The following is a 26,490-nucleotide window of genomic DNA, read 5'->3' as shown; positions in this document are numbered from 1 at the left end:
CCGTTACTACACATAATTTACCAATGGGAACCTGAAGATGAGTAACACTGCTAATCCTGAGTCGTGGCCTAAGACACTACTTACCGGGGCGCAAATGCTGTTTGTGGCTTTTGGTGCCCTGGTGCTGGTGCCCCTGCTAACTGGCTTGGACCCAAGCGTGGCGCTGTTTACTGCAGGGGTGGGGACGCTTGTTTTTCATGGGGTGACCAAACAAACCGTTCCCGTCTTTCTCGCCTCCTCATTTGCATTTATCGCACCGATTCAAGGTTCGATTGCGAGTTTCGGTGTTTCCGCCACCATGGGCGGTTTAATGGCAGCGGGTCTTGTATATGTGGCTATTTCACAAGCCGTTCGTTTGAAAGGGACAGCATGGCTGCACCGTTTGCTGCCGCCTGTGGTGGTTGGGCCGGTGATTATGGTCATCGGCTTAGCCTTAGCACCTGTTGCAGTGAGCATGGCCACGGGTGAGACCAGCGATAATATCGGTTACGGGCAGGCGATTTTTCTATCGATGGCAAGCTTGGTGGTTACTCTGATACTTGCCGTGTTTGGGCGTGGGATATTGCGCCTCGTGCCTATAATGGGGGGTATTGCCACAGGCTATATTTTGGCATTGATAATGGGTGTGGTGGATTTTTCTCCGGTACATAACGCGGCTTGGTTGGCACTGCCTAGTTTTACCGCACCCAGCTTTCACTGGGCGGCGATTCTATTCATGATTCCAGTGGCGATTGCACCTGCGGTAGAGCACATTGGTGACATGGTGGCGATTGGCTCGGTAACCCGTAAGAATTACCTGGAAAAACCTGGCTTGCACCGCACGCTACTAGGGGATGGCCTGGCTACCACCACAGCAGCTCTATTTGGTGGGCCACCTAACACGACCTACTCTGAAGTGACTGGTGCGGTCACTTTAACGCGGGCATTTAATCCTCGTTATATGGTGGTTGCGGCCGTTATTGCCATCATCTTGGCCTTTGTGGGCAAGTTGGGCGCGATTCTGCAAACTATCCCTGGCCCCGTCATGGGGGGGATCATGACGCTGCTGTTTGGTTCTATCGCTGTTGTGGGGATGAACACGTTAGTACGGGCTGGGCAGTCGCTCACGGCTGCGCGTAATTTGGTGGTGGTGTCGCTAATCTTAGTGTTTGGTATTGGTGGGATGCAGTTCGGCGGTGGCCAATTTACCTTGCAGGGCGTTAGTTTGGCGGCACTGGTGGGCATTGCGTTAAACTGGCTGCTACCTGCTGAAAAAGAGGGCGAATAGTCTCATTGAAACGCTGAATAAAATAACGGTGCCGGTCATGAAAACCTCAATCGATAGCCCGTTCCCAGTGCTAGGGGTTGCGGCTTGGAGCGGTACGGGCAAAACCACCCTGTTAGCCCAAGTATTACCGCGTTTGCGAGCGCATGGGCTAGAGGTGGGGGTGATTAAGCACGCTCACCACAGCTTCGATATAGATAAGCCTGGCAAGGATAGCTATCAGCTTCGTCAAGCCGGTGCGGCGCCAATGTTGATCGCTTCTCGGCAACGTTTCGCGTTAATGCAAGAAACCCCCGGTCAAGCAGAGCCCGATTTGAGCAAATTGCTGGCAATGATGGTTCCTCACCAGCCTGATCTTGTCATTGTTGAGGGCTTTAAAGCCTGGCCAATCCCCAAGCTCGTACTCTACCGTGAAGGCATAGGCGAACCTTCTATTGTAAGCAATGAGTGGGTGCAGGCGGTGGCCACTATTGGGCCAGCGCCTCTAGCATTAAGCGCAACGGTAGCGCATCTTAATCTGGATGATATCGAGGCGGTTACTCAGTGGGTGATTAGCTGGGTGAATGATCAATCCCGTACCGTGGTTTTTTAAAAAAGGTAATGTTATGCAGCTAACCCACCTCAATACCCATGGTGAAGCCAATATGGTGGATGTCGGTGATAAGCATGAAACGCGCCGCGAAGCGGTGGCTTCTGGCCGTATTGTGATGCATCCAGAAACTCTTCAGCTGTTAAGTGATGGCGCGCTGCCAAAAGGGGATGTGCTGGCTACAGCTCGTATTGCTGGCATTCAGGCGGCAAAGCGTACCCATGAGCTGATTCCGCTCTGCCATGCGCTGGCGCTTTCCAAAGTGTCGGTTGATTTTGACGTTGACCATGCCAATGGCTGGGTAAATGTTTCGGCACTTTGTCGGCTCAATGGCCGTACGGGTGTAGAAATGGAAGCGCTTACTGCCGTCTCTGTGGCGTGTTTGACGCTTTACGATATGTGCAAGGCCGTAGACAAAGAGATGCGTATCGAGGCCGTTCAGCTAGATAGTAAGCGCGGAGGTGTGCGCGGTGACTACCAGCGTGCGCCTACCGCTGCGCCTATTGTGACCGGTGAAGGGGCGGCGGGTGAGGTGCGCTTGGGCGAGCGCTGTGTTTCCCCCTGTGTGCGGGTCAAGTTCTTAGCTGAGCTGCGCGAACGCGTGGGGCAGAGCGATGTAACTATCCATCTTGACAAGTTGCCAAGCCGTGACGTTGCAGGTTTAAAAGCTGCCTTAGCCGAGCGGGATACGCGGTTTAGCGTGCTTTCCGATCAACGGGCGCTGTGTGCGATCAATCAAGTGATGGCAAATGATACGTCGCGCATTACCGATGAAGATGAAGTTGCTTTCTTTCCGCCGGTAACGGGAGGCTAGTCCCATGGCTGACGCGGTCTTGGATATTGCAGTGGAGGTGCAGGCAGCGCCGTTCTCAATGGATTACGGCTATGAGTCAACGCTTCAGCAACGCACAGATATTGGTGCAATCGTTAGCTTTACTGGCCTGGTGAGAGATTTTAACGAAACACCCGACGTAACGGGGCTAACGCTTGAGCATTACCCAGGGATGACGGAGCGCACCCTGGCTGAGATTGGTGAGCAGGCGTGGGAGCGTTGGTCGTTGCAAGCCGTGCGGATTATTCATCGAGTAGGGCATTTATCACCAGGCGACCCGATTGTCAGAGTGCTGGTTGCCAGTGCCCACCGTCGGGATGCGTTTAACGCTTGTGATTTCATTATGGATTATTTGAAAACTCAAGCGCCATTTTGGAAAAAAGAGCACTCCCGTGAGGGGGCTTACTGGGTTAAAGAGCGCGATAGTGATCAGCAGGATGCCGATCGCTGGTCATCATCCGAGCCTAAGGCTGGCTATTAAGCTCCTCGGCGGAAGGCATTTCAGTCGCCATGATTTGTAAATGCACATCAGGCATGTGTTGGCAGTGGTTGGCTAGCCACTGAATAAGGCGTGGCTGAAGGGCTAAGCGTAAATCTGCCAGGGTGTCTGCTTCGATTTCCTCCAGTTGAGCATCAAGCCAATCGCTAAAGCTCTCCTCATCAAGAGGACTCGCGCTGCTAGCATCAAGCATTAAACGCCCTATACGCCACCAGCCTGTTTCGCTGGCGGTGACCGGCAATGCAAGAAACAAGCTACCACGCCGCGCCTTGGACGAAGATGCATCAAGCCCTGGGTGGGGAATGACGCTGTTTTGATTAACGATGCAGGGTAGTTGCGGGTAACGCTGTTCACAGCGCAAGCCTTGTTTATCAAAGGCGATCATATCGCCGTTAGTCGGCGCCAATGGGGCGCTGATGCCAAGAGAGGTGGCAATCGCTTGATGCGCCTCCTGATGGCGCGCCTCTCCGTGTACGGGCAGTAGTGATTTTGGCCTTACCCACTGGTAGAGCTTTTTCAGCTCTTCCTGGGCGGGGTGCCCGGTGGCATGCAGCTCTGGATGATTCATCTCATCGAAAAGAGTGACGCCAAGCTGGGAGAGGCGTTTTTTAAGCTGCTCAATAGGCCGCTCGTTTCCCGGTATCGCCTTGGCGGAAAAAATGACGCTATCGCCTGGCGCTAAATCCATAAAGGGATGCCGCCCTTGGGCTAAGCGTTGCAAGGCGGCGCGTGGCTCTCCTTGGCTGCCGGTGGCAATCACCACAACTTCATTAGGCGGCAAGTAGCCTAGGTCGTGAGGTGGTACGAGCGGTGGAAAATCGTCTAAGTACCCCAAGCCCTTAGCAACGCTTACCATGCGCTCCATGGAGCGCCCCATTAGGCTGACACGGCGTCCGCATCGCTGGGCTGCCAGGCCGATAGCCAATACCCGCGCTAAGTTACTGGCAAAGCATGAGACCACAACGCGTCCGGTGCACTTCTCTAAGGTTTTAACGAGTGCTCTGGCCACATCGCCTTCGCTACCTGAGTGACCTGGCATTGGGGCATTGGTCGAGTCGCCCACCAGCAAATCAATTGGCGCTAAGGCCCGGAAATTTGCTGCATTCACCGGCGTGCCAATTAACGGTTCGGGGTCAAGTTTCCAATCACCGCTATGCAGAATGCGATATTCTCCCGCCATCATCATAATGGCGCAGCTTTCCGGGATAGAGTGAGTAAGCAGCAAGTAGCGCAGCGTAAAGGGTCCCTGCTGCATGGCATCGCCCGGCTCAATGACCTGTATAGCCGCGCTGCTTAGCTGATGCTCGGCAAATTTCAGCCGCAGCAGCCCAGCGGCAAGCGGGGTTGCATAAATCGGGCAGTTCCACTTTGGCCATAGCCACGCAACGGCGCCGATGTGGTCTTCATGCCCATGGGTAATAAAGAGCGCCTGGGGCTTAATGCCTAAGGTATCCAGGGTGTCGGTATTGGGTACTTGTAAGGGGGCATTGGGTAAATCTTGGCGAATCATCATGCCGCAGTCGACGGCGATCCATTGATCGCCGTATCCATACAGCGTCAGATTCATTCCAATTTCACCGCACCCGCCCAGCGGAAGCAGGCGCAATGGTGGGCGACGACGGGGACGAAGTAGAGCGCGTGTTGGATGCATTAGTCACGAAAAGCCTAAAAAGTAAGACCTTAACTATACGGGAAGGCAGGGGCGGCTAACAATCACCGTGGCTTCTCCCCGGTGCTTAGCCAGAGGGCTTCCGGTACACTAGAGAGACTGATGTGTTGCTTTTAACATCAGAAAACTAACCCTAAGCGTGCCATTGAAATAAGTTAAGTGTGCCGATTAAAACTGCCTATTAAAAAAAGCACCTATCAAAGCACCTGTTAAAAGTACCTATTAAGAGTAGCTATCTATGTCGCACTATTATCGTCTCGTTGTTTCTTGCCCTGACCAAGTGGGCATTGTGGCGCGTGTTTCCAGTTTTATTGCCGAGCAGGGGGGCTCAATTACTGAAGCAAGTCAGCATTCCGATCTTGAAACAGGCCGGTTTTTTATGCGCTATGAAATTTTAGCCGATTCACTAGGAATGTCGGCAGAGGCGCTGCGTAACGCTTTTGAACCCGTGGCAGAAGCGTTCAATATGCAGTGGTCGTTAATGGATACCCAAAAGCGGCGCCGCGTTGTATTAATGGTGTCGCGGGAGTCTCACTGCTTGGTGGACTTGCTATATCGCTGGCAGGCAGGTGAGCTAGACTGCGACATCGTGGGTGTGATTTCCAACCACGAAGATATGCGTTCGCTGACCGAGTGGTACGGCATTCCTTACCACCATGTGCCGGTTGACGCAGCTAATAAGCAGGCATCGTTTGAGAAGGTGCAGGCACAAATTGATAGCGCCCGCGCTGATTGCGTCGTGTTAGCACGCTATATGCAAATCTTGCCCCCCGCGCTATGCGAGCGGTATGCCGGGCGCGTGATTAATATACATCACAGCTTTTTGCCCTCTTTTGCTGGCGCAAAACCGTATCACCAAGCTTACGAGCGAGGCGTGAAACTCATAGGGGCTACCTGTCATTATGTCACCGAAGAGTTGGATGCCGGACCTATTATCGAGCAGGATATCCATCGCGTTAGCCACTGTCATACACCCACCGATCTTGTGCGATTTGGCCGGGACGTTGAGAAAGCCGTATTGGCGCGAGGGTTACGTTGGCACCTTGAAGATCGCGTGCTAATCCACGGAAATAAAACGGTTGTGTTCAGTTAACTGTTGTTAGGGGCTGCCATGTCATTTGCACAAAGTGTTCTTGCACCCTGGGCGCTGGTGCTTACCTGGTTAATAGCGTTTGGTGTATTGGCTTGGGTGGCATGGCAGCGCCCCTGGCACGTTCTGAACAGTGATGTAGCGCTTCAGCATCGCTGGTTGGCAGCTACGCTAGCGGTCATGCTGATGTGGCAGCTGCGTGCTCAAGCGGTGGACTGGCTTACGCTACATCTTGTTTTTACCGTGCTAATGACCTTGGTATTTAGGATCCCCCTGGCGCTTCTAAGTAACGCAATGATTAATATAGCGATGGTGGTGATAGGGCGTAATGACTGGGTGCTTTGGGGAGCTAACGTCTTGGTAACGGGAATCATGCCCGCGTTTATCATTGGCGTGGTTTGGCGTCTAGTTGACCGACGGTTGCCCGATAACTTGATGGTATTTATGTTTGCCTGTGGTTTTTTCGGGGCAGCCTTAGCTACGTTGGGCGCTGGATTGACCGCCGTACTGCTGATTGTAGCGGCAGGGACCGACCCTGAGGCGGTTTATCTTGCTCAGGAGTATGCTCGGTTTCTGCCGCTTTTAATGCCCTCCGAAGCGTTTCTAACGGGCATGCTGTTAAGCATCTTATTGGTCTATCACCCTAGCTGGGTGGCCACGTTCAATGACCACCGCTATATCGATTCTCAATAAGCGCGCCAGTAGTGGTAGGGGGCTATTAGCCTAATGCCTGGCCGTTGCCACCCCGTATAACCCCAACGCCGACACCTTCAATGTCCAGCTGCTGAGTGCGTAGGTCAATTTCAATGGGTGCGAAGTCGGCGTTCTCAGCCACTAGAGTCACCTGGTGACCTTGGCGCCTAAAGCGTTTAACGGTGACTTCATCTTCCAAGCGAGCAACGACAATTTGCCCATCGCGAACTCGGTCAGTGCGATGCACTGCCAGTAGATCGCCTTCAAGGATACCCACGTCTTTCATCGATAACCCACGCACTCGCAGCAGGTAGTCCGCTTTTGGCGTGAAATACTCTGCGGGGAGTGGGCAGTAGCGGTCAATGTGCTCGGCGGCCAGAATGGGGCTGCCAGCTGCAACCTCTCCAATGACCGGTAGCCCAATGAACTGGGTGTCCACCTGGGGGGTAGAGGGGGGTGCTGAAGCAGCCTCAGTCAGTTCTGAAGCATCCTGGTTAGGCAGGCGGATGCCCCGTGATGTATTGCGGATAATCCGGATGGCCCCTTTGCGCTCTAGCGCGCGAAGATGCTCTTCTGCCGCGTTGGGAGAGCGGAATCCTAGTGCTTTGGCAATTTCAGCGCGTGTCGGGGGGTAGCCGAATTCACCCATTGTTTTAACGATAAAATCAAATACGTGCTGCTGACGTGCTGTGAGTGGACGCGACATACCAAACTCCAAAAAATGAAAAGACAGTAGCTACATGTCGGCTAATCAGTATGTGTTTAAGTATACAGTATGTTCCTCTGTCCAGTACATGGCTGGCCTGTATCTTGATGTAGGGCTTGATGATGTAGGTACTAAGCGGCACGAGCGTTTGAATTGTTTAGAAAAATAGTGACAGGTAGCTGGCAGTTGTCTTCATATAAAGAATTGAGACTAGCGAATTAATGGCATAGTATTTTGCGATGTTTTAAACACCTGTTTTCTGGAGGGCGCGATGGCGCAGTCTGATACGGTAACGCGTATTTTAGATACCGCAGAGGTGCTATTTGCAGAGCGCGGTTTTGCCGAAACCTCGCTGCGCAATATCACAAGCAAGGCGCGGGTTAACCTAGCGGCGGTCAACTACCACTTTGGCTCTAAAAAAGCGCTTATCCAAGCCGTTTTTGCACGTTATTTGGAGCCTTTTTCACAGCGTTTTCATACCGCGCTGGATGAGCTGGAGGCACGCTATGAAAGCGAGCCTATACCCTTGGAAGTATTGCTTGAAACCATGGCATCAACGGTGCTGGCAGTGCCTGCAGAGCGCAATAGCCTGAAGGTATTCATGCGTTTGCTAGGCTTAGCTTATAGCCAAGCTCAGGGGCATCTGCGGCGCTATATACAGCAGGAGTATGGTGATGTATTTACCCGCTTCACTGAACTGGTACGTCAAGCAACCCCTGACTTGCCGGACGCTGAACGCTTTTGGCGGCTACACTTCATGTTAGGTACAGTGATTTTTACCTTATCGGGTCTTGATGCGCTGCGCGATATCGCCGCTAAAGATTACAACGAGCAGGTCACCGTTAGAGACCTAGTAAGACGTTTACGCCCAGTGGTAGTGGCTGCGATGCATGCACCGTTACCCCCTGTGCTAGAAGAAGGACACTATGAGAACGCCCACATTAGCTGAGCTACCGCCTTTAGACGATAACTGGCTTGAGATAGACACGCAGAGGCAGCAACTGCGTTGTTGGCAGGGGCGAGTGCTGAGCCATGAGTGCTCGGTTTCTACAGGGGAGGCGGGCGTTGGTCAGCAGGAGGGTAGTGGCCGAACGCCCCAAGGCTGGCACTACGTGCGCGCAGCGATTGGGGAAGGCTTGCCAGAAAACGCAGTGTTTCGCGGTCGCCGATGGACCCGTGAAGTGTACTCTGCCGAGTTAGCAGCAACCTACCCCTCACGTGATTGGATATTGACACGCATTCTTTGGCTGTGTGGTTTGGAGACGGGGAAAAATCGCGGCGGGCATGTAGATTCACAGCGGCGCTATATCTATTTGCACGGTACGCCGCCGGACCAACCTATGGGTGTGCCGGCCTCCCATGGCTGTATTCGGTTGCGCAATCACGATTTATTGACGGTGTTTCGGTTTACACGTCCCGGTACGTCGGTTTGGCTTCATGGGGGCGATGCTTACGTTCCTGCCTCTGAAAATTTTGACACGCCACATTGATCGTCTAGAATTGGCGCCCCTCCTTGTTGGATCCATCATAATGACTCAACCCCTAGGCCCGGTCATACTCGACCTTGAAGGGCCGCGATTGACCAAAGCGGAAAAGCAGCTATTGCTGGAGCCTGCGGTTGGCGGGGTCATCCTGTTTGCGCGTAACGTAGAGGATGCCTATCAAACGCGCCAGCTGTGTAGCGATATCCGGCGGGTACGCGGTGATCTGCTGTTAGCCATCGACCAAGAAGGTGGGCGTGTCCAGCGTATTAAGCAGGGCGTCACCAGGTTGCCCCCTATGGCGCGCATTGGCGACCTATTTGCTAATGACCAAGAAGCGGGCATGACGTTGGCCAAAGATGCTGGCTGGCTACTGGGAATGGAGATGGCCGCTTGCGGTCTCGACATCAGTTTCGCCCCCGTACTGGATGTGGAAAGCGGGATTTCTAGCGTAATTGGTGACCGCAGTTTCAGCACTGATCCAGACCATGTCGCTCTACTAGGCCATGGATTTATTCAAGGCCTACATGACGCTGGTATGGCGGCGGTGGGAAAGCACTTCCCCGGCCATGGCGGTGTAGCTGCGGACTCCCATGTGGCACTCCCTGTTGATGATCGCTCCCTTGAGCAAATAAAGCAGCGCGACCTCGTGCCCTTTGCCCAGCTTGCGAGCCAATTGGATGGGGTAATGCCTGCCCACGTCATCTATAGCGCATTTGATGCCCGGCCTGCGGGTTTCTCACCCAATTGGCTTGGCATGCTGAGGGAGTCGCTGGGCTTTAAAGGATGTATTTTTTCTGATGATTTGAGTATGGCGGGCGCCCATGCGGCTGGGGATCCTAAGGCGCGGGCAAACGCAGCCTTAACGGCAGGGTGCGACATGCTTCTGGTGTGTAATGACCGAGCCGCTGCGCTGGAAGTGGTCGACGCTTGCCAAGGTTTGCAAGGTAAACCTCCCGCCAAATTACGCTATGGCCGTGCCAGACCTGATCTCGATGCTCTCTCAGCATTGGGTCGTTGGCGTCGCACGCATGCCAAATTAGAAGCGCTAGCCAACTAAGTACGCCTGTTTGAACTCGTTAACCGGTCACTATTTACGCTGTATTGGAGTAGCTCAATGTCCAAACTGGATAAAGAAACGCTTGAGTCGCTGGACTCGATGCGCGAACTGATGGGTAACGCAGATTGCCTGATTTCTCAGGAAAAAGTAGAGCGTGCCTTAGACCGCATGGCAGAAGCGATCACCAAAGATTTGGGTGATAAATTGCCGGTTTTTTACTGCGTGATGAATGGTGGGTTAATTACTACCGGGCACCTGCTAACACGGCTTGGTTTTCCGCTAGAAGTGGACTACCTGCACGCCACTCGTTACCGTAACGAACTGCGTGGGGGCGAGCTATTCTGGCGCGTCTCTCCAGAAATACCTATGGCGGGCCGCCATGTGGTTATCGTTGACGACATTCTTGACGAAGGGTCAACACTTGCGGCAATTCTTGCTTACTGCGAAGAAGCCCAAGCGGCCAGCGTGACCACCGCTGTACTGGTCGATAAGCAGCACAATAGAAAAGCGGTACCGGGTTTGAAAGCCGACTACTGCAGCCTCGAAGTGGCCGACCGATACGTATTCGGTTTTGGTATGGACTACAAAGGCTACTGGCGCAACGCCCCTGGGATTTTTGCCCCCAAGGGCATGTAGGCCACCCAGTACAGCGCTTTGAGGAGGCTTAGCGGGGCGAAAAGCGCCTCGCTAGGCCTGTTTCTGCAATCATCCGCGTGGAAATTTCTTCAACGGAAAAACGCGTTGTATCAATAAATGGAATGCTCAGGGAGCGATACAGCGACTCCGCTTGCTCCACTTCTTGCAAACACTGGTCCATCGAACTGTAGCGGCTGTTTGGCCGGCGTTCATTTCGAATAGCCGCAAGCCTACGTGCATCAATGGTTAACCCAAATAGCTTTTGACGATGGGGTGAGAGCACTTTGGGCAGCTTTAGGCTGCCATCTTCGTCAAGATCATCCTCCGTTAGCGGGTAGTTAGCAGCGCGAATGCCAAACTGAAGGGCCAAATAGAGCGACGTGGGGGTTTTTCCACAGCGTGATACGCCGACCAAAATAATGTCTGCCTTATCGTACTGGTGGGTGCGCGCGCCGTCGTCATTATCTAGTGCAAAGTGCACCGAATGGATACGATCCATATACACAGCATCGCTACCAATGGAGTGTGTTCTCCCCACGCTGTAGGAAGAGTGGGTCTCTAACTCTTGCTCCAGTGGCTTCAAAAATGTCGAAAAAATATCTACCTTAAAGCCAGTGGCGTGGCGAATTACATCGCGTACTTGTTGGTCAACGATAGTGTCGATGATGATGGGGCGGTGCCCATCACGCACTGCAGTGGAGTCAATTATTTCTGCCAAGGCTTGGGCTTTTTCAACCGTATCGATGTAAGGCTTGGTCAACATCTCGATTTCAATGTCGCTAAACTGTGCTAACAAGCTGCGCCCAAGGCTTTCAGCGGTGATGCCGGTACCGTCAGAAATAAAAAAAGCTGTCCGCTTCATATTGAAATCCGCCAAAGAATAAATGTCGTTATTGAACGTCATTATTGTGGGCGGAGCGGTTAAGTAGCACAACGGCTGGTGAGTAATTGCTGCTATTTATGCGCGCTAATAAGACCGTTCAACTACAGGAAACGCCTTTAAAGTACCTTTGTTGTAAAAATCCTCCACCTCCTTCGCTGTTAGACCAATGGCGAATACCCGGCCACGGTGCTAGGGTGGCACGGTCATTCAGTGTCGGCCGCAAGGTCGCAAAGAAGTCTAAAAGCTAGGGGGTAGCGTGGAAGAGTACATTCTGTGGTTCGATAAGCTTGGCATGGCAGACGTCGAACGCGTGGGTGGTAAAAACGCCTCGCTCGGCGAAATGATTTCTAATTTATCGGGTGTTGGTGTGACCGTGCCGGGTGGTTTCGCTACCACTGCGCATGCTTACCGCGAATTTCTTTCCCATGAAGGGCTGAATGACCGTATCAACGCTACCCTGGCGCGCTTAGATGTCGATGACGTTAAAGCGCTAGCCCAGGCAGGTAGCATGATCCGCCAATGGATTATCGATACGCCCTTGCCTCCTGCGTTTGAAAAAGCACTGCGTAGTGCCTATGAAGAGCTACAAAACCAGCACCCCGATCTAAAAGTTGCGGTACGAAGCTCTGCGACTGCCGAAGATTTGCCCGATGCTTCCTTTGCCGGCCAGCAGGAAACCTTTCTTAATATTGAAGGTTTTAACAACATCAAACATGCGGTGCATGAAGTCTTTGCCTCGCTGTTTAACGACCGTGCTATCTCATACCGGGTACACCGGGGCTATGCCCATGAGAATGTCGCCTTGTCGGCGGGTGTACAGAAAATGGTTCGCTCCGAAACGGGTGCTTCTGGCGTTCTATTCACCCTAGACACTGAGTCTGGCTACCGCGACGCGGTATTTGTCACGGCTTCTTGGGGTCTGGGTGAAACGGTGGTGCAAGGGGCGGTTAACCCTGACGAATTCTATGTACATAAGCCCACGCTGGCGGCAGGTCGCCCAGCGGTACTGCGCCGCACGCTTGGCTCAAAGCTGATCAAAATGGTTTACGGTCAAGATGCGAGTGCAGGCAAGTCAGTTGAAACAGTGGATGTGCCGTTGAAAGATCGCGGACGCTTCTGTATCAGCGATGCGCAGGTAATGGAGCTTGCCCATCAGGCGATGACCATTGAGCAGCACTACCAGCGCCCTATGGATATCGAGTGGGCGCTTGACGGCGACGATGGCAAGCTCTACATCGTCCAAGCACGCCCTGAAACCGTGGTTTCCCAGCAAGAGGGTGGCAAACTTGAACGCTTCCATCTGCGTGAGAAAGGCCGCACGTTAATTACCGGCCGTGCCATTGGCCAGCGCATCGGCCGCGGTGCGGTGAAAATTGTGCTTACCCCCGACGAGATGGATAAAATCCAAGAGGGTGATGTGTTGGTGACCGACATGACCGATCCTGATTGGGAGCCGATCATGAAGCGCGCCTCTGCCATCGTCACCAATCGCGGTGGACGTACCTGCCACGCGGCGATTATCGCTCGTGAGCTGGGCATCCCCGCTGTGGTTGGGTGCGGCGATGCAACGACGCAGCTTAGGGAAGGCATTGACGTAACGGTGTCATGTGCTGAAGGCGATACCGGCCACGTTTATGAAGGACTCCTGGCATTTGACTGTAAGGTGTCGAGTGTCGACGCCATGCCAGAAATCCCCTTCAAGATTATGATGAACGTCGGTAATCCAGACCGCGCTTTTGGCTTTGCTAGTCTGCCCCATGCGGGCGTTGGCTTGGCTAGGCTTGAGTTTATTATCAACCGTATGATCGGCGTGCACCCTAAAGCGCTGCTTGAGTACGACACGTTGCCTGCTGATCTTCAGCAAGTCATTGACTTGCGCACGGCTGGCTACGCAGACCCTGTCAGCTTTTACGTTGATAAGCTGGCGGAAGGTATTTCGACGCTAGCGGCGGCGTTCCATCCTCAGCGGGTAATTGTGCGGCTGTCAGACTTTAAATCGAACGAGTACGAAAATCTTATCGGCGGCAAGCTGTATGAGCCTGGCGAAGAGAATCCCATGCTCGGTTTCCGGGGGGCGTCTCGCTACATTTCTGAGGCTTTCCGTCCCTGCTTTGAACTGGAGTGTCGGGCGCTAAAGCGTGTGCGTGAAGAGATGGGCTTCGATAACGTCGAAATCATGGTGCCTTTTGTGCGTACACCCGATGAGGCGCGTGAAGTGGTTGAGCTGCTCGCCGCTAATGGGCTGAAGCGGGGTGGGGCGGAGAATCCCGATGGCCTCAAAGTCATCATGATGTGCGAGCTGCCTGCCAACGCGCTGTTGGCTGATGAATTCCTTGAGTACTTCGACGGGTTCTCTATTGGTTCAAACGACCTGACGCAGCTCACCCTAGGTTTGGATCGCGACTCAGGCATAGTGGCGCATCTGTTTGATGAACGAAACCCTGCCGTCAAAAAGCTGCTCGCTATGGCTATCCAGGCGTGTAAAGCCCAAGGGAAATACGTGGGGATTTGTGGGCAGGGGCCGTCTGACCATCCTGACCTAGCTAAATGGTTGATGGAGCAGGGGATCGACTCGGTGTCGTTAAACCCCGATGCCGTATTGGAAACATGGTTTATGCTGGCAGGCGAAACCATCGCCTAAACACGATTTGCTTGTTTGTTGTTATTGCGCCCGGCCATTGTGCCGGGCGCAGGCGTTTAATAGGCTACTATTCGTTAGGTGGTTTTGAGAGCTGGCCTGTAGCAGTGCTCTGGCTGGGGCAACGTTAGTCGTTGGGTGCCAAGCCTGAGGCGCTGGGTGTTAGGGCTACTAGAAAATCTTATTAGGGAGTAGGGTTATGTTGCCCATTAAGGCAAAATTAACGTTAGCAGGCTTGCTGCTAATGCCGCTATATAGCTACGGGTTTAGCTATGAAGCACCTTCCGTGGCGCCGGAGGTGGGTTCAGGGTACGAAGATAAGCCAGGTTGGGAGGCATCTTCCTTTGCGGTAGCCGCAGCCAACCCCTTGGCAACCGACGCGGGATTTCAAGTATTGAAAGCAGGTGGCAATGCCATTGACGCAGCGGTGGCGGTGCAGATGGTGCTTACCTTGGTAGAGCCTCAGTCAAGCGGGATTGGCGGCGGTGCTTTTCTCATGCACTACGACGGTGTAAAGGTCCAGGCCTATGATGGCCGAGAAACAGCCCCCGCAGCAGTTACCGGTGAGCTATTTATAGAGGAAGGCGAACCGCTTGCCTTTATGGATGCCGTGGCAAGTGGTCTTTCAGTGGGCGTGCCAGGTACGCTTAAGATGCTTGAAAAAGTTCACGCAGAGCATGGTCAGCTCCCGTGGGAGGTGCTTTTTGAGCCTGCCATTACCTTGGCTGAAGAGGGTTTCGCCGTTAGCCAGCGCCTGCACACCAGCTTGGCTAACGATGAAGCGCTGCGTCAAGATGCCCTGGCAAATGCTTTCTATTATGACGTTAGTGGCGAGCCCATCGCGGTGGGAGAAACCCTGACAAACCCGGCCCTCGCGGCTATTTTGCGGCGTATTGCCAGCGAGGGTAGCTTAGCGCTACATGAAGGCGATATCGCTGAAGATCTCGTAAGCCGTGTTCAAACCCACCCCGTTCGTCCTGGCACAATGACGCTCGATGATTTAAGTGAGTATCAGGCGCTTGAGCGTGAGCCTTTATGTACACCTTGGCAGCAGTGGGAGGTCTGCGGTTTTCCCCCGCCTTCCTCTGGGCATATCACCGTCATGCAGATTCTAGGCATGCTGGATCAACAGCCTCTCTTAGAAGCTCCGTTAGATAATGCTGCCGCCAGCAGTGGCTGGTTACACCAGTTTCTGGAGTCGTCTCGATTAGCCTTTGCCGACCGTGGTCGTTATATCGCTGATCCAGCGTTTGTCGAGGCTCCCGGGGGCGACTGGTCATCAATGTTAGCGCCGGAGTATCTTGCCAGCCGTAGTGCTTTAATTGGTTCAGAAAGTATGGGTGATAGCGCTGAACCGGGCAATCCTGGGGAGCAAACGGTTAGCTTTGCCCGCCAACCTGAACAGCCCGAATATGGCACTAGCCACATTAGTATCGTAGATGCAGAGGGCAATGCCATTGCCATGACGACGACGATTGAACAAGCCTTTGGCGCGCGGATACTGGCTGATGGTGGGACAGGGCTTCCCGGCGGTTATTTGCTCAATAACGAGCTGACTGACTTTTCATTTGTACCTGAGATTGATGGAGAGCCAGTAGCAAACCGTGTCGAGCCGGGTAAGCGACCCCGCTCTAGCATGGCCCCTACGCTGGTATTCGACCAGGAGAGTGGCGAGTTAGTCGCCAGTTTAGGGTCACCCGGTGGGGCCGCCATTATCCACTATACCGCTCGCACGCTTGTGGCAATGCGCGACTGGGGGCAAAGCGCTCAAGCCGCGCTGAATTTACCTCATGCGATTACCTTAGGTGGCGATGTGTCCATTGAGAAGGGGCGCTTTCCTGAAGAGACGATAGAGGCCCTTCGCGAACGTGGCCATACCGTTACTGAGCGAGAGCTTACCAGTGGCCTACAGGCGATTATGCGTTTAGAGGATGGTTCGCTGTTTGGCGGCGCGGACCCACGTCGCGAGGGCGTGGTAATGGGCGAGTAATCTAAGGTTTATTAGCAAACGGCGGCCATGTGGTCGCCGTTTTGCTTAGTGGGAGATGAGCGGCTATTTATCAGCAGCGGCTACTCTCGCAGCCAATTGCGAAGCTTCACCAGCATAAGGCTGCCGTCGCTTAAGGTGCGGCGCTCTTCCACTAACGCCCGCAGCCGATCCGGATAGTCGGTAATGATGGCATCAACGCCCAGGTCAATGAGGGTCGACATACGCGTCGTGTCATTTACTGTCCACGCGTGTATCTCGTAACCATATAGTGCTGCTAGACGTATTTCCTGGCGATTTATTCGGTTATGCCTAAGCCCGAGTGCATCAAAGCTTCGGCGATCCAGGTTGCCTGGCAGTATCAGTTGGGCGAGCAGCGTGACACGTAGTTCGGGTGCCTGCTGCTTAATATAGCTAACGGTGTCTGGCGACATAGTGGCTATACGCATATCCATCAGGGCGTTGGGAAAGCCGCAGTTTGCGACTGCCGTTAGCGCGCTCTCTTGGGTGGCCCAGCAGCGGTAGCGAATGTCGCTTTCGGCGTCCAGCGTTTCCAATACGGCACGGGCAAGCACCCGCTCTTGACCGGGTAGAGGTTTCATATCAATCATCAATCCTGCCCGACCGCGTACCAGTGCCAGAGCTTCATCCAGGCCTGCAATTTTTTCATTTTGATAGGCATCGCCAAACCAACTGCCCACGTCAAAATGACTTAGCTCTTCTCGTGTTAAGTCGCCAAATTCGCGGGGGTCTCCGGTTAAGCGCGCCAGGGTGCGGTCATGGTAGAGCAGCACATGATTATCAGCGCTCAGGCGTACATCCAGCTCTACATAGTCGGCGCGGTCTTTTAAGGCTTGCTCTACAGCAGCCAGGGTGTTTTCCGGTGCCACCATCGAGCTGCCGCGATGGGCAATCACCGTTACTTTGTCGCGTATCTCGAAGCTATTGAGAATCCACCAGGCTTGAAGTGCCGCTATCATCAGTACACTGAGCTCGATTGCCCAGGCCCAGCGTCCCGGATGTGCTTGTTCAGAGCGAGGTGAGGGGCGCACTTCGCGATACGCTAGTTGTAAATAGAGGCAGGCAGAAAGCAGTGCGTTGGTTGCGACACCTAAAAAAGTAAGGGTAAGTGTTACTAATATATAGCCTGTTAAATACGCAAACATCGCGGGAATGAGCACCGCGCTACGTTCAGGTAACCACCAAAGAAGAGGTGTGAATACAAGATCAAACAGCCACGTTGCGATGAAAGGAAGGCCGATAATAATGACCAGTAGCGCCAGGACCGCGACGCCTATAGAGCGGTGCCATCCACGGGTTAGCACCACGCTGCGCTTGAGTGCTAGATAGGGGTTATAGCTCTCCAAAGCCACCAGCGGGAGAGCAAGCAGCCACCGCAAGTAGAGCCATGCCGCAAGGCTGGCCCAAACGACTAAAAGGGGAAGGGCGCAGGCAATGAAATACCAAAATACTGGGGGGCGTACGCGCTGCACGTAGTAAGGGTCAAGTCCGCTCAGCCAGACGTCATATAGCCAGGCAAGGCCTAGCATAAAGGGAGTCAGCAGCAGCAAGTGGGCGCCTACTTGCAAGACGACTAAGCCCGACAGGGCGGGCAAGCGCCGTGTGCTGCGCCATAGTGCTTCAAACGCTAACGCGTAGTGATTGTCCTTCGGCTTTACGGCCACCATTAGCATTCCTGCTTGCTGCCAATAGATCAGCAAGAAGGTAAAGCCAAGCCCTACTAACATAGCTACAAGGCCAAGAGGGCTAAACAGTAAGCTAATCAGCGCATCATTGGTAACTACCACGCGATTAAGTTGCGCCAGTACGGCCCGCGCCGCCCAGGCAATCAGGGGCACTAGCAGAGCAGTGGCGAGTATTGTGAAGAGCAGGTGGTACGCAATCAGAGGACGTAGATGATCACGAAGAGTTTTTAATAACGCGTAACCTAATTGATTTAACGGCTGCATAGTCACAAAAATGTCTGAGTGAGGCACCAGGGTGGCACTATCTGCCACGCCTGGCAAGATTGCACTATTGGGATATGTGGAGCGCCTTATCCGCGATGATAATGCCGTTATTATCAGCATATAGCCACTGGCCCGGGTGTAGGGTGGCGCCAGCAAAGGTAACTGGAATATCCCGTTGCCCTTCGCCATGCTTTTCGCTACGCCGGGGATGGCTGCCTAGGGCCTGTACGCCTAGTGGTAGGGTTACTAGTATGTCTACATCCCGCACACAGCCAAACATGACGACACCTGCCCAGCCGTTTTTAGCGGCTTGCTCGGCCAGCATGTCACCCAGCATGGCGCAACGGTTAGAGCCACCAGCATCAACAACCAGCACGGCGCCCTCACCTGGTTCGGCAACCGCTTGCTTCACCATAGAGTTGTCTTCAAAGCATTTTACTGTGCGAATAGGGCCGTAAAAGCTGTCAACGCCGCCGAAATTGGCAAACATCGGTTCTAGCACGGTTACCTCTGGGTAGGCATCGCACAAGTCGGGGGTCACAATCGCGTTACTGGTGGTCATAACATGCTCCTTTCTCTTAACAGTTGGCTTGATTAACAGTTGGTTTGCCAATGGTTCGTTTAGCTAGATTAATGGGCATGGCTAGCTATAAAAAACGCCCCGACCTGTGAACAGGGCGGGGCGTTCGGTCATCGACTCAGAAAAAGGTAGTATTACCCGTTCTGCGATGGTGCGAGCATCGGCGATAGATCGATTGCAACAAGGGTCTTAAACTTCTTGTGCAACCGGAATCACGTTCGAGGCGATTTTTTGATACTCCTCGATTTCGTGGAAGTTCATGTAACGATATATCTCTCCTGCCATAGCGTCAAATTCGCTCATGTAGCGCTGGTACTCTTCAACGCTTGGCAGGCGGCCTTCTACAGCGGCGACCGCTGCCAATTCCGCTGAGGCGAGGTAGACATTGGCACCATCGCCTAAACGGTTCGGGAAGTTACGTGTAGACGTAGACACGACGGTGCTTTTCGCAGCAACGCGTGCCTGGTTACCCATACACAGTGAACATCCCGGCATTTCCATACGGGCACCTGCACGGCCGTAAATGCCGTAGTAACCCTCTTCGGTCAGCTGGTGCTGATCCATCTTGGTGGGCGGTGCCAGCCATAGACGAGTCTTCAGGCTGCCTGCAGGTTGTTTCTCAAGCAGCTTGCCGGCAGCGCGGAAGTGGCCGATGTTGGTCATGCACGAGCCGATGAATACTTCATCGATCTTTTGGCCCGCAACGTCAGACAGTAAGCGCGCATCGTCTGGGTCGTTCGGAGCGCAAAGCACCGGCTCTTTAATCTCGCTGAGGTCAATTTCAATAACCTCGGCGTATTCTGCATCTTTATCAGCGCGCATCAAATGCGGGTTAGCAAGCCATGCTTCCATGCCTTCGATGCGGCGGCTAATGGTACGCTCATCGCCGTAACCATTCGCAATCATCCACTTCAGCAGTGTGATGTTCGATTTTAGGTATTCAGTAACGCTCTCTTCAGACAGCGTAATGGTACAGCCAGCAGCGCTACGCTCAGCAGAGGCATCAGAAAGCTCGAAGGCTTGCTCTACCGTCAGCTCTTCAAGGCCTTCAATCTCTAGTACGCGGCCGGAGAAGGCGTTTTTCTTACCGGATTTCTCGACGGTGAGAAGCCCTTTCTTGATGGCGTAAAGCGGGATAGCGTGAACCAGGTCGCGCAGGGTAACGCCAGGTTGACGAGTACCTTTAAAGCGCACCAGTACAGACTCCGGCATATCAAGCGGCATAACGCCGGTGGCTGCAGCAAACGCCACCAAACCTGAACCGGCTGGGAACGAGATGCCCAGCGGGAAGCGGGTGTGGGAGTCGCCGCCGGTGCCGACGGTGTCAGGCAGCAGCATGCGGTTAAGCCAGCTGTGAATGATGCCATCACCGGGGCGCAGTGATACGCCGCCGCGGTTCATAATGAAGTCGGGAAGTGTGTGGTGCGTATCAACGTCTACCGGCTTCGGGTATGCAGCGGTATGGCAGAAAGATTGCATAACCAGATCGGCTTGGAAGCCCAGGCACGCTAGGTCTTTCAGCTCATCACGGGTCATCGGGCCAGTGGTGTCCTGGGAACCGACCGTGGTCATTTTGGGTTCGCAGTACATGCCAGGACGAACGCCGTCCAGGCCGCACGCCTTACCGACCATTTTCTGAGCAAGTGTAAAGCCCTTACCCGTGTCTTTTGGCTGGTCAGGCAGGCGGAATACGTCAGACTGTTCAAGGCCCAGAGATTCACGCGCTTTGCCGGTTAAGCCACGGCCGATGATCAGCGGAATGCGGCCACCCGCGCGTACTTCATCCAGAATTAGCTGAGTTTTTAGCTCGAAAGTGGAAACCACTTCGTCGGTGCCGTGCTTGCACACTTTGCCTTCGTAGGGGTAAACGTCGATGACGTCGCCCATTGCTAAGTTGGCGACGTCCATTTCAATCGGTAACGCGCCAGAGTCTTCCATAGTATTAAAGAAGATCGGAGCAATTTTGTTACCAAAGCAGAAGCCGCCTGCACGTTTGTTTGGCACGTAGGGAAGATCATCGCCGAAGAACCACAGAACCGAGTTAGTGGCGGACTTGCGCGAAGAGCCGGTACCTACCACGTCACCCACGTAAGCAACGGGGAAGCCCTTGGCTTTTACTTCTTCGATCTGTTTTAGCGGGCCAGTGGTGCCTGGTACTTCCGGCTCGATACCTTCGCGCTCATTTTTAAGCATAGCGTTGGCATGTAACGGAATATCAGGGCGAGACCAAGCATCAGGGGCAGGTGAGAGGTCATCGGTGTTGGTTTCGCCAGGCACCTTGAAGACCGTCAACGTGATTTTCTCTTCCAGCGCAGGCTTGGAAAGGAACCACTCTGCGTCAGCCCAGGATTGAATGACATCTTTGGCGACGTTGTTGCCATTTTTAGCGCGCTCTTCAACATCGTGGAAAGCGTCAAACATCAACAGCGTGTGCTTCAGCTGTTCGCCGGCTTCACGAGCCAGCTCTTCATTATCCAGCAGTTCAACCATAGAGACGATGTTGTAACCGCCTTGCATGGTGCCAAGCAGTTTAACAGCATGGATTTTGTCGATTAGCGGAGAGGTAGCTTCCCCTTTGGCAATCGCGGTTAAGAAACCTGCTTTAACATAAGCAGCTTCATCAACGCCTGGCGGTACACGGTTGGTGATTAAGTCAAGAATAACTTCTTCTTCACCCGCCGGCGGATTTTTCAGCAGCTCGATTACGGAAGCGACTTGCTCAGCATTTAGGGGCTTGGGCGGGACGCCCTCAGCAGCGCGTTCCTCGACATGTTGGCGGTAAGCTTCAAGCACGTTGGGGCCCTCTCATCTTCTAATGGTGGCGAACGCATGCCCACACGGTATTGAGTATGCGTCCGTACACGTGACATACGCTTGACAAACAGCGTCTGGTGGATGGTTGGGATTCTACGGCAAACTGTCGACAATGTTAAGGCGACAAGCGGTTGAGCGCGTTGTACTTTATGTTGATGAGTTGATATTTAGTTTCCTGAACTGGCTTTTTTAAAATTTTTGGACGAAACGCTGTAAGTTTTTTACCCAATAAGGGTGATTAATGGTAAGTCCGAGTGTGATTATGGTGATGTCGCGTTACCATGTATTACGCTGATGGCATGAAAAGCGTGCTCAAAAAGTCGTATTACTCGGGCGTGGCGTGTTTCAAGTAGTTGTGGTTTCAGGTCAGTTGAATGAGGTGTTAAGAACCTCTTTGTTTAAGGTTACATGACGGTAGATAGCGCAGTGTTTTAAAGGGAGCAAACGCCATAAGGCGTTTATATGTTGTACAATAATGAGATAAGCAATTGGTAATGGTGTTATGTCAATACAATTAAAAGCACTACAGCCGGTGGGTCATGGGCTGCAAGCTGATGATTTGTTACCGGAAAGTCTTGAGGCATTTTTGGCGTGCCCAACGCCAGATGCTTGGTTGGAGTGGGCGCTAGAGAACCCTAATACGCTGCTAATCGACCATGCGCAATGCGAAAAAAAAGCGGCTTCAACGGCGATGAGCTTGCTCTATCGTTATGTCGATCAGCCTGTTTTGTTGAGCAAAATGTCGCAGCTTGCCCGTGAAGAGCTGCTGCACTTCGAGCAGGTAGTCGTTTTAATGGAGAAACGGGGCGTGGCGTATCGGCATCTTACGGCCTCGCGCTATGCCGAGGGTTTGCGCAAGCATTTGCGTAGCAACGACCCGGAGCGGCTGATCGATGTGCTGATCATTGGTGCATTAATAGAAGCACGCAGCTGTGAGCGTTTTGCGCGCTTAATCCCTTATTTAGATGAAGAGCTGGCGCGCTTTTATCGCACGCTGGTGAAGTCTGAGGGGCGTCATTTTGAAGATTATTTATTGCTTGCACGGCAGCAAACAGATGATTCGTTGGATGACCGAATCGCCTTTTTCGTGGCGCGTGAAGCGGAGCTGATCACTTCGCAAGATACGGCTTTTCGTTTTCATAGTGGCGTGCCAGCTTAAGCCACTGCTAGCCAAGGCAGGATGTGTATCATGCGCGATGCTCAACCGACAGACCAGCTGACCCTTTTTGGCCATTTTTCGCTAACGCAAGGCGAGGATGTGCTGACACATTTCAGTTACGACAAAGTTAAAGCCCTTTTGGTTTATTTGTTGTTGCACCGCCAGCCGGTAAATCGTGCCGCGCTTGCTGAGCTGCTCTGGCCAGACCAAGGCCTCTCATCTGGCAGGACTAACCTGCGCCACGCGCTGCACTGTTTGCGTCAATCCATGGGCGACAACGCTGAGCATGTGCTGAACGTATCTCGCCAAACCATTGCTTTTCAGCTGCCTAACCACTGGCAGGTAGATTTACATGAACTGCAGAAATTGCTTGAAGGGCCGCGGGATTTAGCCACTCTTGAAGCGGTAATGGCCTGTTATCAAGGCGATTTGATTGAAGAGTTGCAGCTTGCTAACTGTAGTGAATTCCAGCGTTGGCTGGTGCAGGTAAGAAATGAATGGCGCCAACGCGTTATTCGTTTTGCTGAGCAGGTACTAGATGCCCATGCCGATGTACCTGATCCCATGTTAGAAGGGTTGGTTAGCCGTTTCTCAGGCTATGGCCCTTTCCATGAGCGTTTAGTTCGCCAGCTCGCTGAAAAGAATCAAATGGCGGCAGCCCATGAGCAGTTCAATAGTTACTTGCAGCTATTGGCACTCTCTGGTCAACAGCCCGAGCCGAGCTTCTTACAGCTAGCAACTTACTGGTCTGACGGCCATCACGACCCGCGGGCAATGAGTCCTCAAGGGGCGTTCTCCCGTGCGTTAGCCGCTGACAGTAAGCCGTTGCGTGAAGATGAAATCGAGCTTCGTCAGCTCTCTGTTATGGCGATTCGCCTGAGGCTTCAGGGTGATTGGCAGGAGCGTGCTGCAACACGCAACTGCTTGGCTCTTCAATTAGAGCTACTGCGCTGGTTAGAGCAACAGTGCCACCATCTAGGGGGCTTTTGGCTACCTGGGGCTACCGGCGGCTTGGGGCTTGCCTGCTTTGGTACTCATGGGCCTGCGCACCAATTAGCGGAACTCGTGGCTCTATACGAGCACTGCCGCCAAGCGCTGCCTCAAGAGTCTGCACGGCACTGGACCGGAGAGGGCGAACCGCCCAAGTTTGAACTTGCTGCTGGGCTGCACAGTGGGCGCGTCGTGTATCTGCCGGAGCGCCAATTAGCAGACCCTCTTGGCCAGGTCACTCAGGTCTCCTTGGAACTTATGAGCGCGGCAGAAGGCAGCGAGTTGGTTATCTCGCAGGAGTCGAGCCAACACATGCCGCCCGCGCTTGATCTTCAGCCGCGGCTAGTTTCGCGCTTGGTGGCCAGCGACGGTCGTGTGCGCCTACGCGCACTGGTATTAGGCCAAAACGAGGGTGGGCGTGATGCGTTACCGCCCAGTTTAGTGGGCCGTGAAACATCGCTGCGTACGTTGCGGGACGCTCTTGCCCGGGCGGGTATTGGGCTGCGTCAGAGCGTTTTGGTACGCGGTGCTTCTGGTATGGGCAAATCCGCTCTGATGGTGGGGTTCCGCCAGCTAGAACTTAGCCGCGATGCGGCTATTTGCTGGCAGCCTACCACACGCCTTTCGGTATTAGAGCCTTATGGCGTCGCCCGTACTCTAGTCGCGTGGTTCTTGGAAGCAGCGCCCACCAGTGATTCTATATATCAGTTACAGAAGCGCTTAGAAATAGAACCCCTGGACGAGCAGCGCCAGCAACTGCTTGAAGAAGCCTTGGGCGTTCGCGATGTTCAAGAGATTACCCAGCTAACCCAAAACGGCGAGGCCGTTGAGCTGGTAGTGCGCCTGCTGCACCGGTTAATAGATCAGCAGTCTGGTGCTAAAACGCTAGTGCTGATGATTGATGACCTGCAGTGGTTGGACGAGCCCTCTTTCAAGGTGTTAGCGGGCCTTCAGGCTCGCTTGCCCATTAACACTGCCTTTATGCTAGTGGCTAGCCACCACGGCCGTGAACCGCTGCCTGTTAAGCTGCATTGGGATCAGCAAATTAGCCTAAGTAAGCTGGATGCTTTGCAGTCCTCTCGTCTACTGTCTCAGCTTTCAAGACGCTATAGAATTCATTTAAGCCCACGGTTGCGAAATCAAATCATTGAGCGCTGCGACGGTGTGCCGCTTTACCTGCAGGAGATCTGCCGCCGCTTGGATATGGATCGCCGTGAAGGGCGGACCGTGCAATTCGACGAGCTGCCCAAAGGCTTGTTAGGGCTACTGGCTAGCCGCATTGACCAACTTGAAGGCGACCGCGAAATAGCCCACGTGGCGGCAGTGCTTGGTAAGCGCTTCAGGCTCGACTTTTTGCTCGAGTGCAGTGGGTGTGAAAAAGCTCGCCTTATCCAGGCGGTTGAGCATATGCGGCGGTTGGAGATTATCGAGCCAGTTGAAAAAGAGAGCGGCGAGCACGAGTTCCAGTTTAGTCATCAGCTTCTTCAGGAAGCCGCTTACCTTTCCTGCCCAAGAGATGTTCGGGTGAAGCTTCACCAGCAGGTGGTAACGCTGATCGAAGAGCGCTTTCCGGTGTGGATTAGTCGCCATCCAGGCGACTTTGCTACCCATTTACGTCGCAGTGGTCACTATGCTCGAGGTGCCCGCTACTTTGAACTAGCTGCCCGCGAGGCCCTAAAGGTGAGTGCCAACCGCACGGCGTTGCGCATGGCAGATTTTGGGTTGGCTAGCCTGCGCCATGTAGAACACCAAGTAGAGCGTGAGGTAAGCCTGCTTACGGTGCGTGGACAAGCTGCCTTTGCTCTTGAAGGGCATGGTTCGCCAACGGCCCATGAAAGTTTCGTGCGTGCCAGAGAGCTATTGCGTCACCCCTGTGGTGAGGTTTCAGATGAGCCAGAAGATCTCGAGCAAATTTTCTTGGTGAAGTGGGGGCTGTGGGTGGGTCGCAGTCAGCGTTATGCCCATGCGGACGCATTTGCATTGGCGTCTACCCTTTCCGATATTGCTGAGCGCTTGGAAGATCCGCGTTATCAGCGGCTGGCAGACTATGCCAGGGCGCAGTGTGAGTATTGGGCGGGGCGTATTCAGCAGGCCCACGACCATCTAGACGAGATCGACCCACTTAACGCGCAGATGATGATTGAGTGGTTACCGTTCTCGGATCACCCGCAGGTAACGGCGACGTGTTTTCAAGGTTGGGCGCTCTGTTTGCGTGGGGATTACCAGCGTGCCGAGCGGCACGTCTCGTCCGCTATTCGATTGGCTGAAAAAATAGGTCACCCCGGCACCTTAGCCATGGCGTTAATGTTTGCTGCAGCGCTTTATCGTCAGCTTGGTCATGTTCACCTTGCTGCGCGCCATGCTGAGCGCGCGGCAGCGATGACAGAAACCCCGGACTTGCAGCTTTGGCAAATTTCCGCTCAGGGTGTATTAGGTTGGCAACGTGCCCTGGCAGGCGATCATGGCGGGCTAGTCCAGATGCGCGATAGCTTAGATCAAATGGCCGAGCTAAAAGGCCGCGACCATTTTCAGCGGCCGGTACTCTGGTACTCTGATGCCTGTATCGAACTTGGTGAGTTAGCGGCAGCAGAAGATTACCTAGACCAGTGCTTAGTAATCGCTCGTGAACGAACAACGCTGTTTTTACCCGAGCTTGCTACCCAACTTGCTAAAGTGCGCGATCTGCTTGGGCATCCAGCCAATGAGGTAAAAGCGCTAGCGGAAATGGCGATTCACCAGGCTCGGGAACATGGTAATCGCCACCAGGAGTTGGCAGCACTGGAATTTTGGTTGACGCGCATTGCGCCTAGCGACCAGCAGGCAAGAGAAGCATTTAGAGGCTTGCTAGGCGAAATCAGCCACAGTGATGCGCCTGTTTTAGTGCGCTGGACGAGCCTGCTAGACCGTCGTTCACAGGCGACAAGTGTGGAGAGCTAATGCAGGCTCAAGC

Annotated in this window: 20 protein-coding genes; 14 read left to right on the top strand and 6 right to left on the bottom strand. The window is 53.7% G+C overall.

Features of this window, described 5'->3' with window-relative positions:
* Window positions 1–37: 37 nt before the first annotated feature.
* Genes MOY_RS02565 through moaE form a run of 4 tightly spaced genes read left to right on the top strand, consistent with a single transcriptional unit; the run spans window position 38 to window position 3,166 of the window.
* Window positions 38–1,267, top strand: a complete 1,230-nt coding sequence (locus MOY_RS02565; protein ID WP_009096192.1) for a uracil-xanthine permease family protein — start codon at window positions 38–40, stop codon at window positions 1,265–1,267.
* Between the two features lie 37 nt (window positions 1,268–1,304).
* Window positions 1,305–1,856, top strand: a complete 552-nt coding sequence (gene mobB, locus MOY_RS02560; RefSeq protein WP_009096190.1) for a molybdopterin-guanine dinucleotide biosynthesis protein B — start codon at window positions 1,305–1,307, stop codon at window positions 1,854–1,856.
* Between the two features lie 13 nt (window positions 1,857–1,869).
* Window positions 1,870–2,667, top strand: coding sequence for a cyclic pyranopterin monophosphate synthase MoaC (gene moaC / locus MOY_RS02555; RefSeq protein ID WP_035539847.1), 798 nt, complete (start codon window positions 1,870–1,872; stop codon window positions 2,665–2,667).
* A 4-nt stretch (window positions 2,668–2,671) separates the two neighbouring features.
* The gene (gene moaE, locus MOY_RS02550; protein WP_009096187.1) at window positions 2,672–3,166 is read left to right on the top strand and encodes a molybdopterin synthase catalytic subunit MoaE; all 495 of its coding nucleotides are present in this window, start codon (window positions 2,672–2,674) and stop codon (window positions 3,164–3,166) included.
* Here moaE and MOY_RS02545 read toward each other — a convergent pair.
* Window positions 3,150–4,751, bottom strand: a complete 1,602-nt coding sequence (locus MOY_RS02545) for a ribonuclease J (RefSeq protein WP_009096185.1) — start codon at window positions 4,749–4,751, stop codon at window positions 3,150–3,152. The two genes, moaE and MOY_RS02545, sit on opposite strands and share 17 nt — an antisense overlap.
* A gap of 340 nt (window positions 4,752–5,091) precedes the next feature.
* On the opposite strand from MOY_RS02545, the gene purU reads away from it, so the two are divergent.
* Window positions 5,092–5,946: a formyltetrahydrofolate deformylase gene (purU, locus tag MOY_RS02540; RefSeq protein WP_009096183.1), complete on the top strand. Its 855-nt coding sequence runs from the start codon at window positions 5,092–5,094 to the stop codon at window positions 5,944–5,946.
* An 18-nt stretch (window positions 5,947–5,964) separates the two neighbouring features.
* A complete protein-coding gene (locus tag MOY_RS02535; protein ID WP_009096181.1) occupies window positions 5,965–6,636 on the top strand; it encodes an energy-coupling factor ABC transporter permease in 672 nt (223 codons plus the stop codon).
* A 25-nt stretch (window positions 6,637–6,661) separates the two neighbouring features.
* Here the strand turns inward: MOY_RS02535 and lexA are convergent, their stop codons facing one another.
* Window positions 6,662–7,342: a transcriptional repressor LexA gene (gene lexA / locus MOY_RS02530; protein WP_009096179.1), complete on the bottom strand. Its 681-nt coding sequence runs from the start codon at window positions 7,340–7,342 to the stop codon at window positions 6,662–6,664.
* A 271-nt stretch (window positions 7,343–7,613) separates the two neighbouring features.
* Here lexA and MOY_RS02525 point away from each other — a divergent pair, with 271 nt between their 5' ends.
* Genes MOY_RS02525 through MOY_RS02510 form a run of 4 tightly spaced genes read left to right on the top strand, consistent with a single transcriptional unit; the run spans window position 7,614 to window position 10,519 of the window.
* Window positions 7,614–8,291 carry a TetR/AcrR family transcriptional regulator gene (locus tag MOY_RS02525; RefSeq protein ID WP_009096176.1) on the top strand — a complete coding sequence of 226 codons (678 nt, stop codon included), beginning with the start codon at window positions 7,614–7,616 and terminating at the stop codon, window positions 8,289–8,291.
* A complete protein-coding gene (locus MOY_RS02520) occupies window positions 8,269–8,832 on the top strand; it encodes a L,D-transpeptidase (protein ID WP_009096174.1) in 564 nt (187 codons plus the stop codon). The genes MOY_RS02525 and MOY_RS02520 overlap by 23 nt, the downstream gene beginning before the upstream one ends.
* 40 nt (window positions 8,833–8,872) lie before the next feature.
* Entirely contained in the window at window positions 8,873–9,883 is a 1,011-nt protein-coding gene (gene nagZ, locus MOY_RS02515) for a beta-N-acetylhexosaminidase (protein ID WP_009096172.1), read from the top strand.
* Window positions 9,884–9,940: 57 nt separating this feature from the next.
* Window positions 9,941–10,519 (top strand): hypoxanthine-guanine phosphoribosyltransferase, encoded by a 579-nt coding sequence (locus tag MOY_RS02510; protein WP_009096170.1) that lies wholly within the window; start codon window positions 9,941–9,943, stop codon window positions 10,517–10,519.
* Window positions 10,520–10,547: 28 nt separating this feature from the next.
* Here MOY_RS02510 and ppsR read toward each other — a convergent pair whose 3' ends face one another.
* Window positions 10,548–11,381 carry a posphoenolpyruvate synthetase regulatory kinase/phosphorylase PpsR gene (ppsR, locus tag MOY_RS02505; RefSeq protein ID WP_009096167.1) on the bottom strand — a complete coding sequence of 278 codons (834 nt, stop codon included), beginning with the start codon at window positions 11,379–11,381 and terminating at the stop codon, window positions 10,548–10,550.
* A 277-nt stretch (window positions 11,382–11,658) separates the two neighbouring features.
* Here ppsR and ppsA point away from each other — a divergent pair, with 277 nt between their 5' ends.
* Entirely contained in the window at window positions 11,659–14,043 is a 2,385-nt protein-coding gene (gene ppsA / locus MOY_RS02500) for a phosphoenolpyruvate synthase (RefSeq protein WP_009096165.1), read from the top strand.
* Window positions 14,044–14,239: 196 nt separating this feature from the next.
* Window positions 14,240–16,030 carry a gamma-glutamyltransferase gene (ggt, locus tag MOY_RS02495; RefSeq protein WP_009096163.1) on the top strand — a complete coding sequence of 597 codons (1,791 nt, stop codon included), beginning with the start codon at window positions 14,240–14,242 and terminating at the stop codon, window positions 16,028–16,030.
* 80 nt (window positions 16,031–16,110) lie between these two features.
* Here the strand turns inward: ggt and MOY_RS02490 are convergent, their stop codons facing one another.
* The 3 genes from MOY_RS02490 to acnB all read right to left on the bottom strand — a co-directional run bounded on the left by MOY_RS02490 (window position 16,111) and on the right by acnB (window position 21,370).
* On the bottom strand, window positions 16,111–18,054 hold the full coding sequence (locus MOY_RS02490) for a glycerophosphodiester phosphodiesterase family protein (protein ID WP_009096160.1): 1,944 nt from the start codon (window positions 18,052–18,054) through the stop codon (window positions 16,111–16,113).
* A gap of 7 nt (window positions 18,055–18,061) precedes the next feature.
* Complete coding sequence (rraA, locus tag MOY_RS02485; RefSeq protein WP_009096158.1) at window positions 18,062–18,559, bottom strand: ribonuclease E activity regulator RraA; 498 nt, start codon at window positions 18,557–18,559, stop codon at window positions 18,062–18,064.
* Window positions 18,560–18,766: 207 nt separating this feature from the next.
* Window positions 18,767–21,370: a bifunctional aconitate hydratase 2/2-methylisocitrate dehydratase gene (gene acnB / locus MOY_RS02480; protein WP_009096157.1), complete on the bottom strand. Its 2,604-nt coding sequence runs from the start codon at window positions 21,368–21,370 to the stop codon at window positions 18,767–18,769.
* 523 nt (window positions 21,371–21,893) lie between these two features.
* On the opposite strand from acnB, the gene MOY_RS02475 reads away from it, so the two are divergent.
* Both MOY_RS02475 and MOY_RS02470 read left to right on the top strand, forming a co-directional pair.
* Complete coding sequence (locus MOY_RS02475) at window positions 21,894–22,550, top strand: tRNA-(ms[2]io[6]A)-hydroxylase (RefSeq protein ID WP_009096156.1); 657 nt, start codon at window positions 21,894–21,896, stop codon at window positions 22,548–22,550.
* A 30-nt stretch (window positions 22,551–22,580) separates the two neighbouring features.
* On the top strand, window positions 22,581–26,477 hold the full coding sequence (locus MOY_RS02470; protein ID WP_009096154.1) for an AAA family ATPase: 3,897 nt from the start codon (window positions 22,581–22,583) through the stop codon (window positions 26,475–26,477).
* Window positions 26,478–26,490: the final 13 nt, after the last annotated feature.

This window comes from Halomonas sp. GFAJ-1 (assembly GCF_000236625.2).
GTDB lineage: Bacteria > Pseudomonadota > Gammaproteobacteria > Pseudomonadales > Halomonadaceae > Vreelandella.
Note: the sequence above shows the minus strand (reverse complement) of the source record. Positions and strands in the feature narration are given on the sequence as shown.

Coding starts and splice junctions, on each gene's coding strand:
- MOY_RS02565 (WP_009096192.1), top strand. CDS start 38: ATGAGTAACACTGCTAATCCTGAGTCGTGGCCTAAGACACTACTTACC.
- mobB (WP_009096190.1), top strand. CDS start 1,305: ATGAAAACCTCAATCGATAGCCCGTTCCCAGTGCTAGGGGTTGCGGCT.
- moaC (WP_035539847.1), top strand. CDS start 1,870: ATGCAGCTAACCCACCTCAATACCCATGGTGAAGCCAATATGGTGGAT.
- moaE (WP_009096187.1), top strand. CDS start 2,672: ATGGCTGACGCGGTCTTGGATATTGCAGTGGAGGTGCAGGCAGCGCCG.
- MOY_RS02545 (WP_009096185.1), bottom strand. CDS start 4,751: ATGAATCTGACGCTGTATGGATACGGCGATCAATGGATCGCCGTCGAC.
- purU (WP_009096183.1), top strand. CDS start 5,092: ATGTCGCACTATTATCGTCTCGTTGTTTCTTGCCCTGACCAAGTGGGC.
- MOY_RS02535 (WP_009096181.1), top strand. CDS start 5,965: ATGTCATTTGCACAAAGTGTTCTTGCACCCTGGGCGCTGGTGCTTACC.
- lexA (WP_009096179.1), bottom strand. CDS start 7,342: ATGTCGCGTCCACTCACAGCACGTCAGCAGCACGTATTTGATTTTATC.
- MOY_RS02525 (WP_009096176.1), top strand. CDS start 7,614: ATGGCGCAGTCTGATACGGTAACGCGTATTTTAGATACCGCAGAGGTG.
- MOY_RS02520 (WP_009096174.1), top strand. CDS start 8,269: ATGAGAACGCCCACATTAGCTGAGCTACCGCCTTTAGACGATAACTGG.
- nagZ (WP_009096172.1), top strand. CDS start 8,873: ATGACTCAACCCCTAGGCCCGGTCATACTCGACCTTGAAGGGCCGCGA.
- MOY_RS02510 (WP_009096170.1), top strand. CDS start 9,941: ATGTCCAAACTGGATAAAGAAACGCTTGAGTCGCTGGACTCGATGCGC.
- ppsR (WP_009096167.1), bottom strand. CDS start 11,381: ATGAAGCGGACAGCTTTTTTTATTTCTGACGGTACCGGCATCACCGCT.
- ggt (WP_009096163.1), top strand. CDS start 14,240: ATGTTGCCCATTAAGGCAAAATTAACGTTAGCAGGCTTGCTGCTAATG.
- rraA (WP_009096158.1), bottom strand. CDS start 18,559: ATGACCACCAGTAACGCGATTGTGACCCCCGACTTGTGCGATGCCTAC.
- MOY_RS02475 (WP_009096156.1), top strand. CDS start 21,894: ATGTCAATACAATTAAAAGCACTACAGCCGGTGGGTCATGGGCTGCAA.
- MOY_RS02470 (WP_009096154.1), top strand. CDS start 22,581: ATGCGCGATGCTCAACCGACAGACCAGCTGACCCTTTTTGGCCATTTT.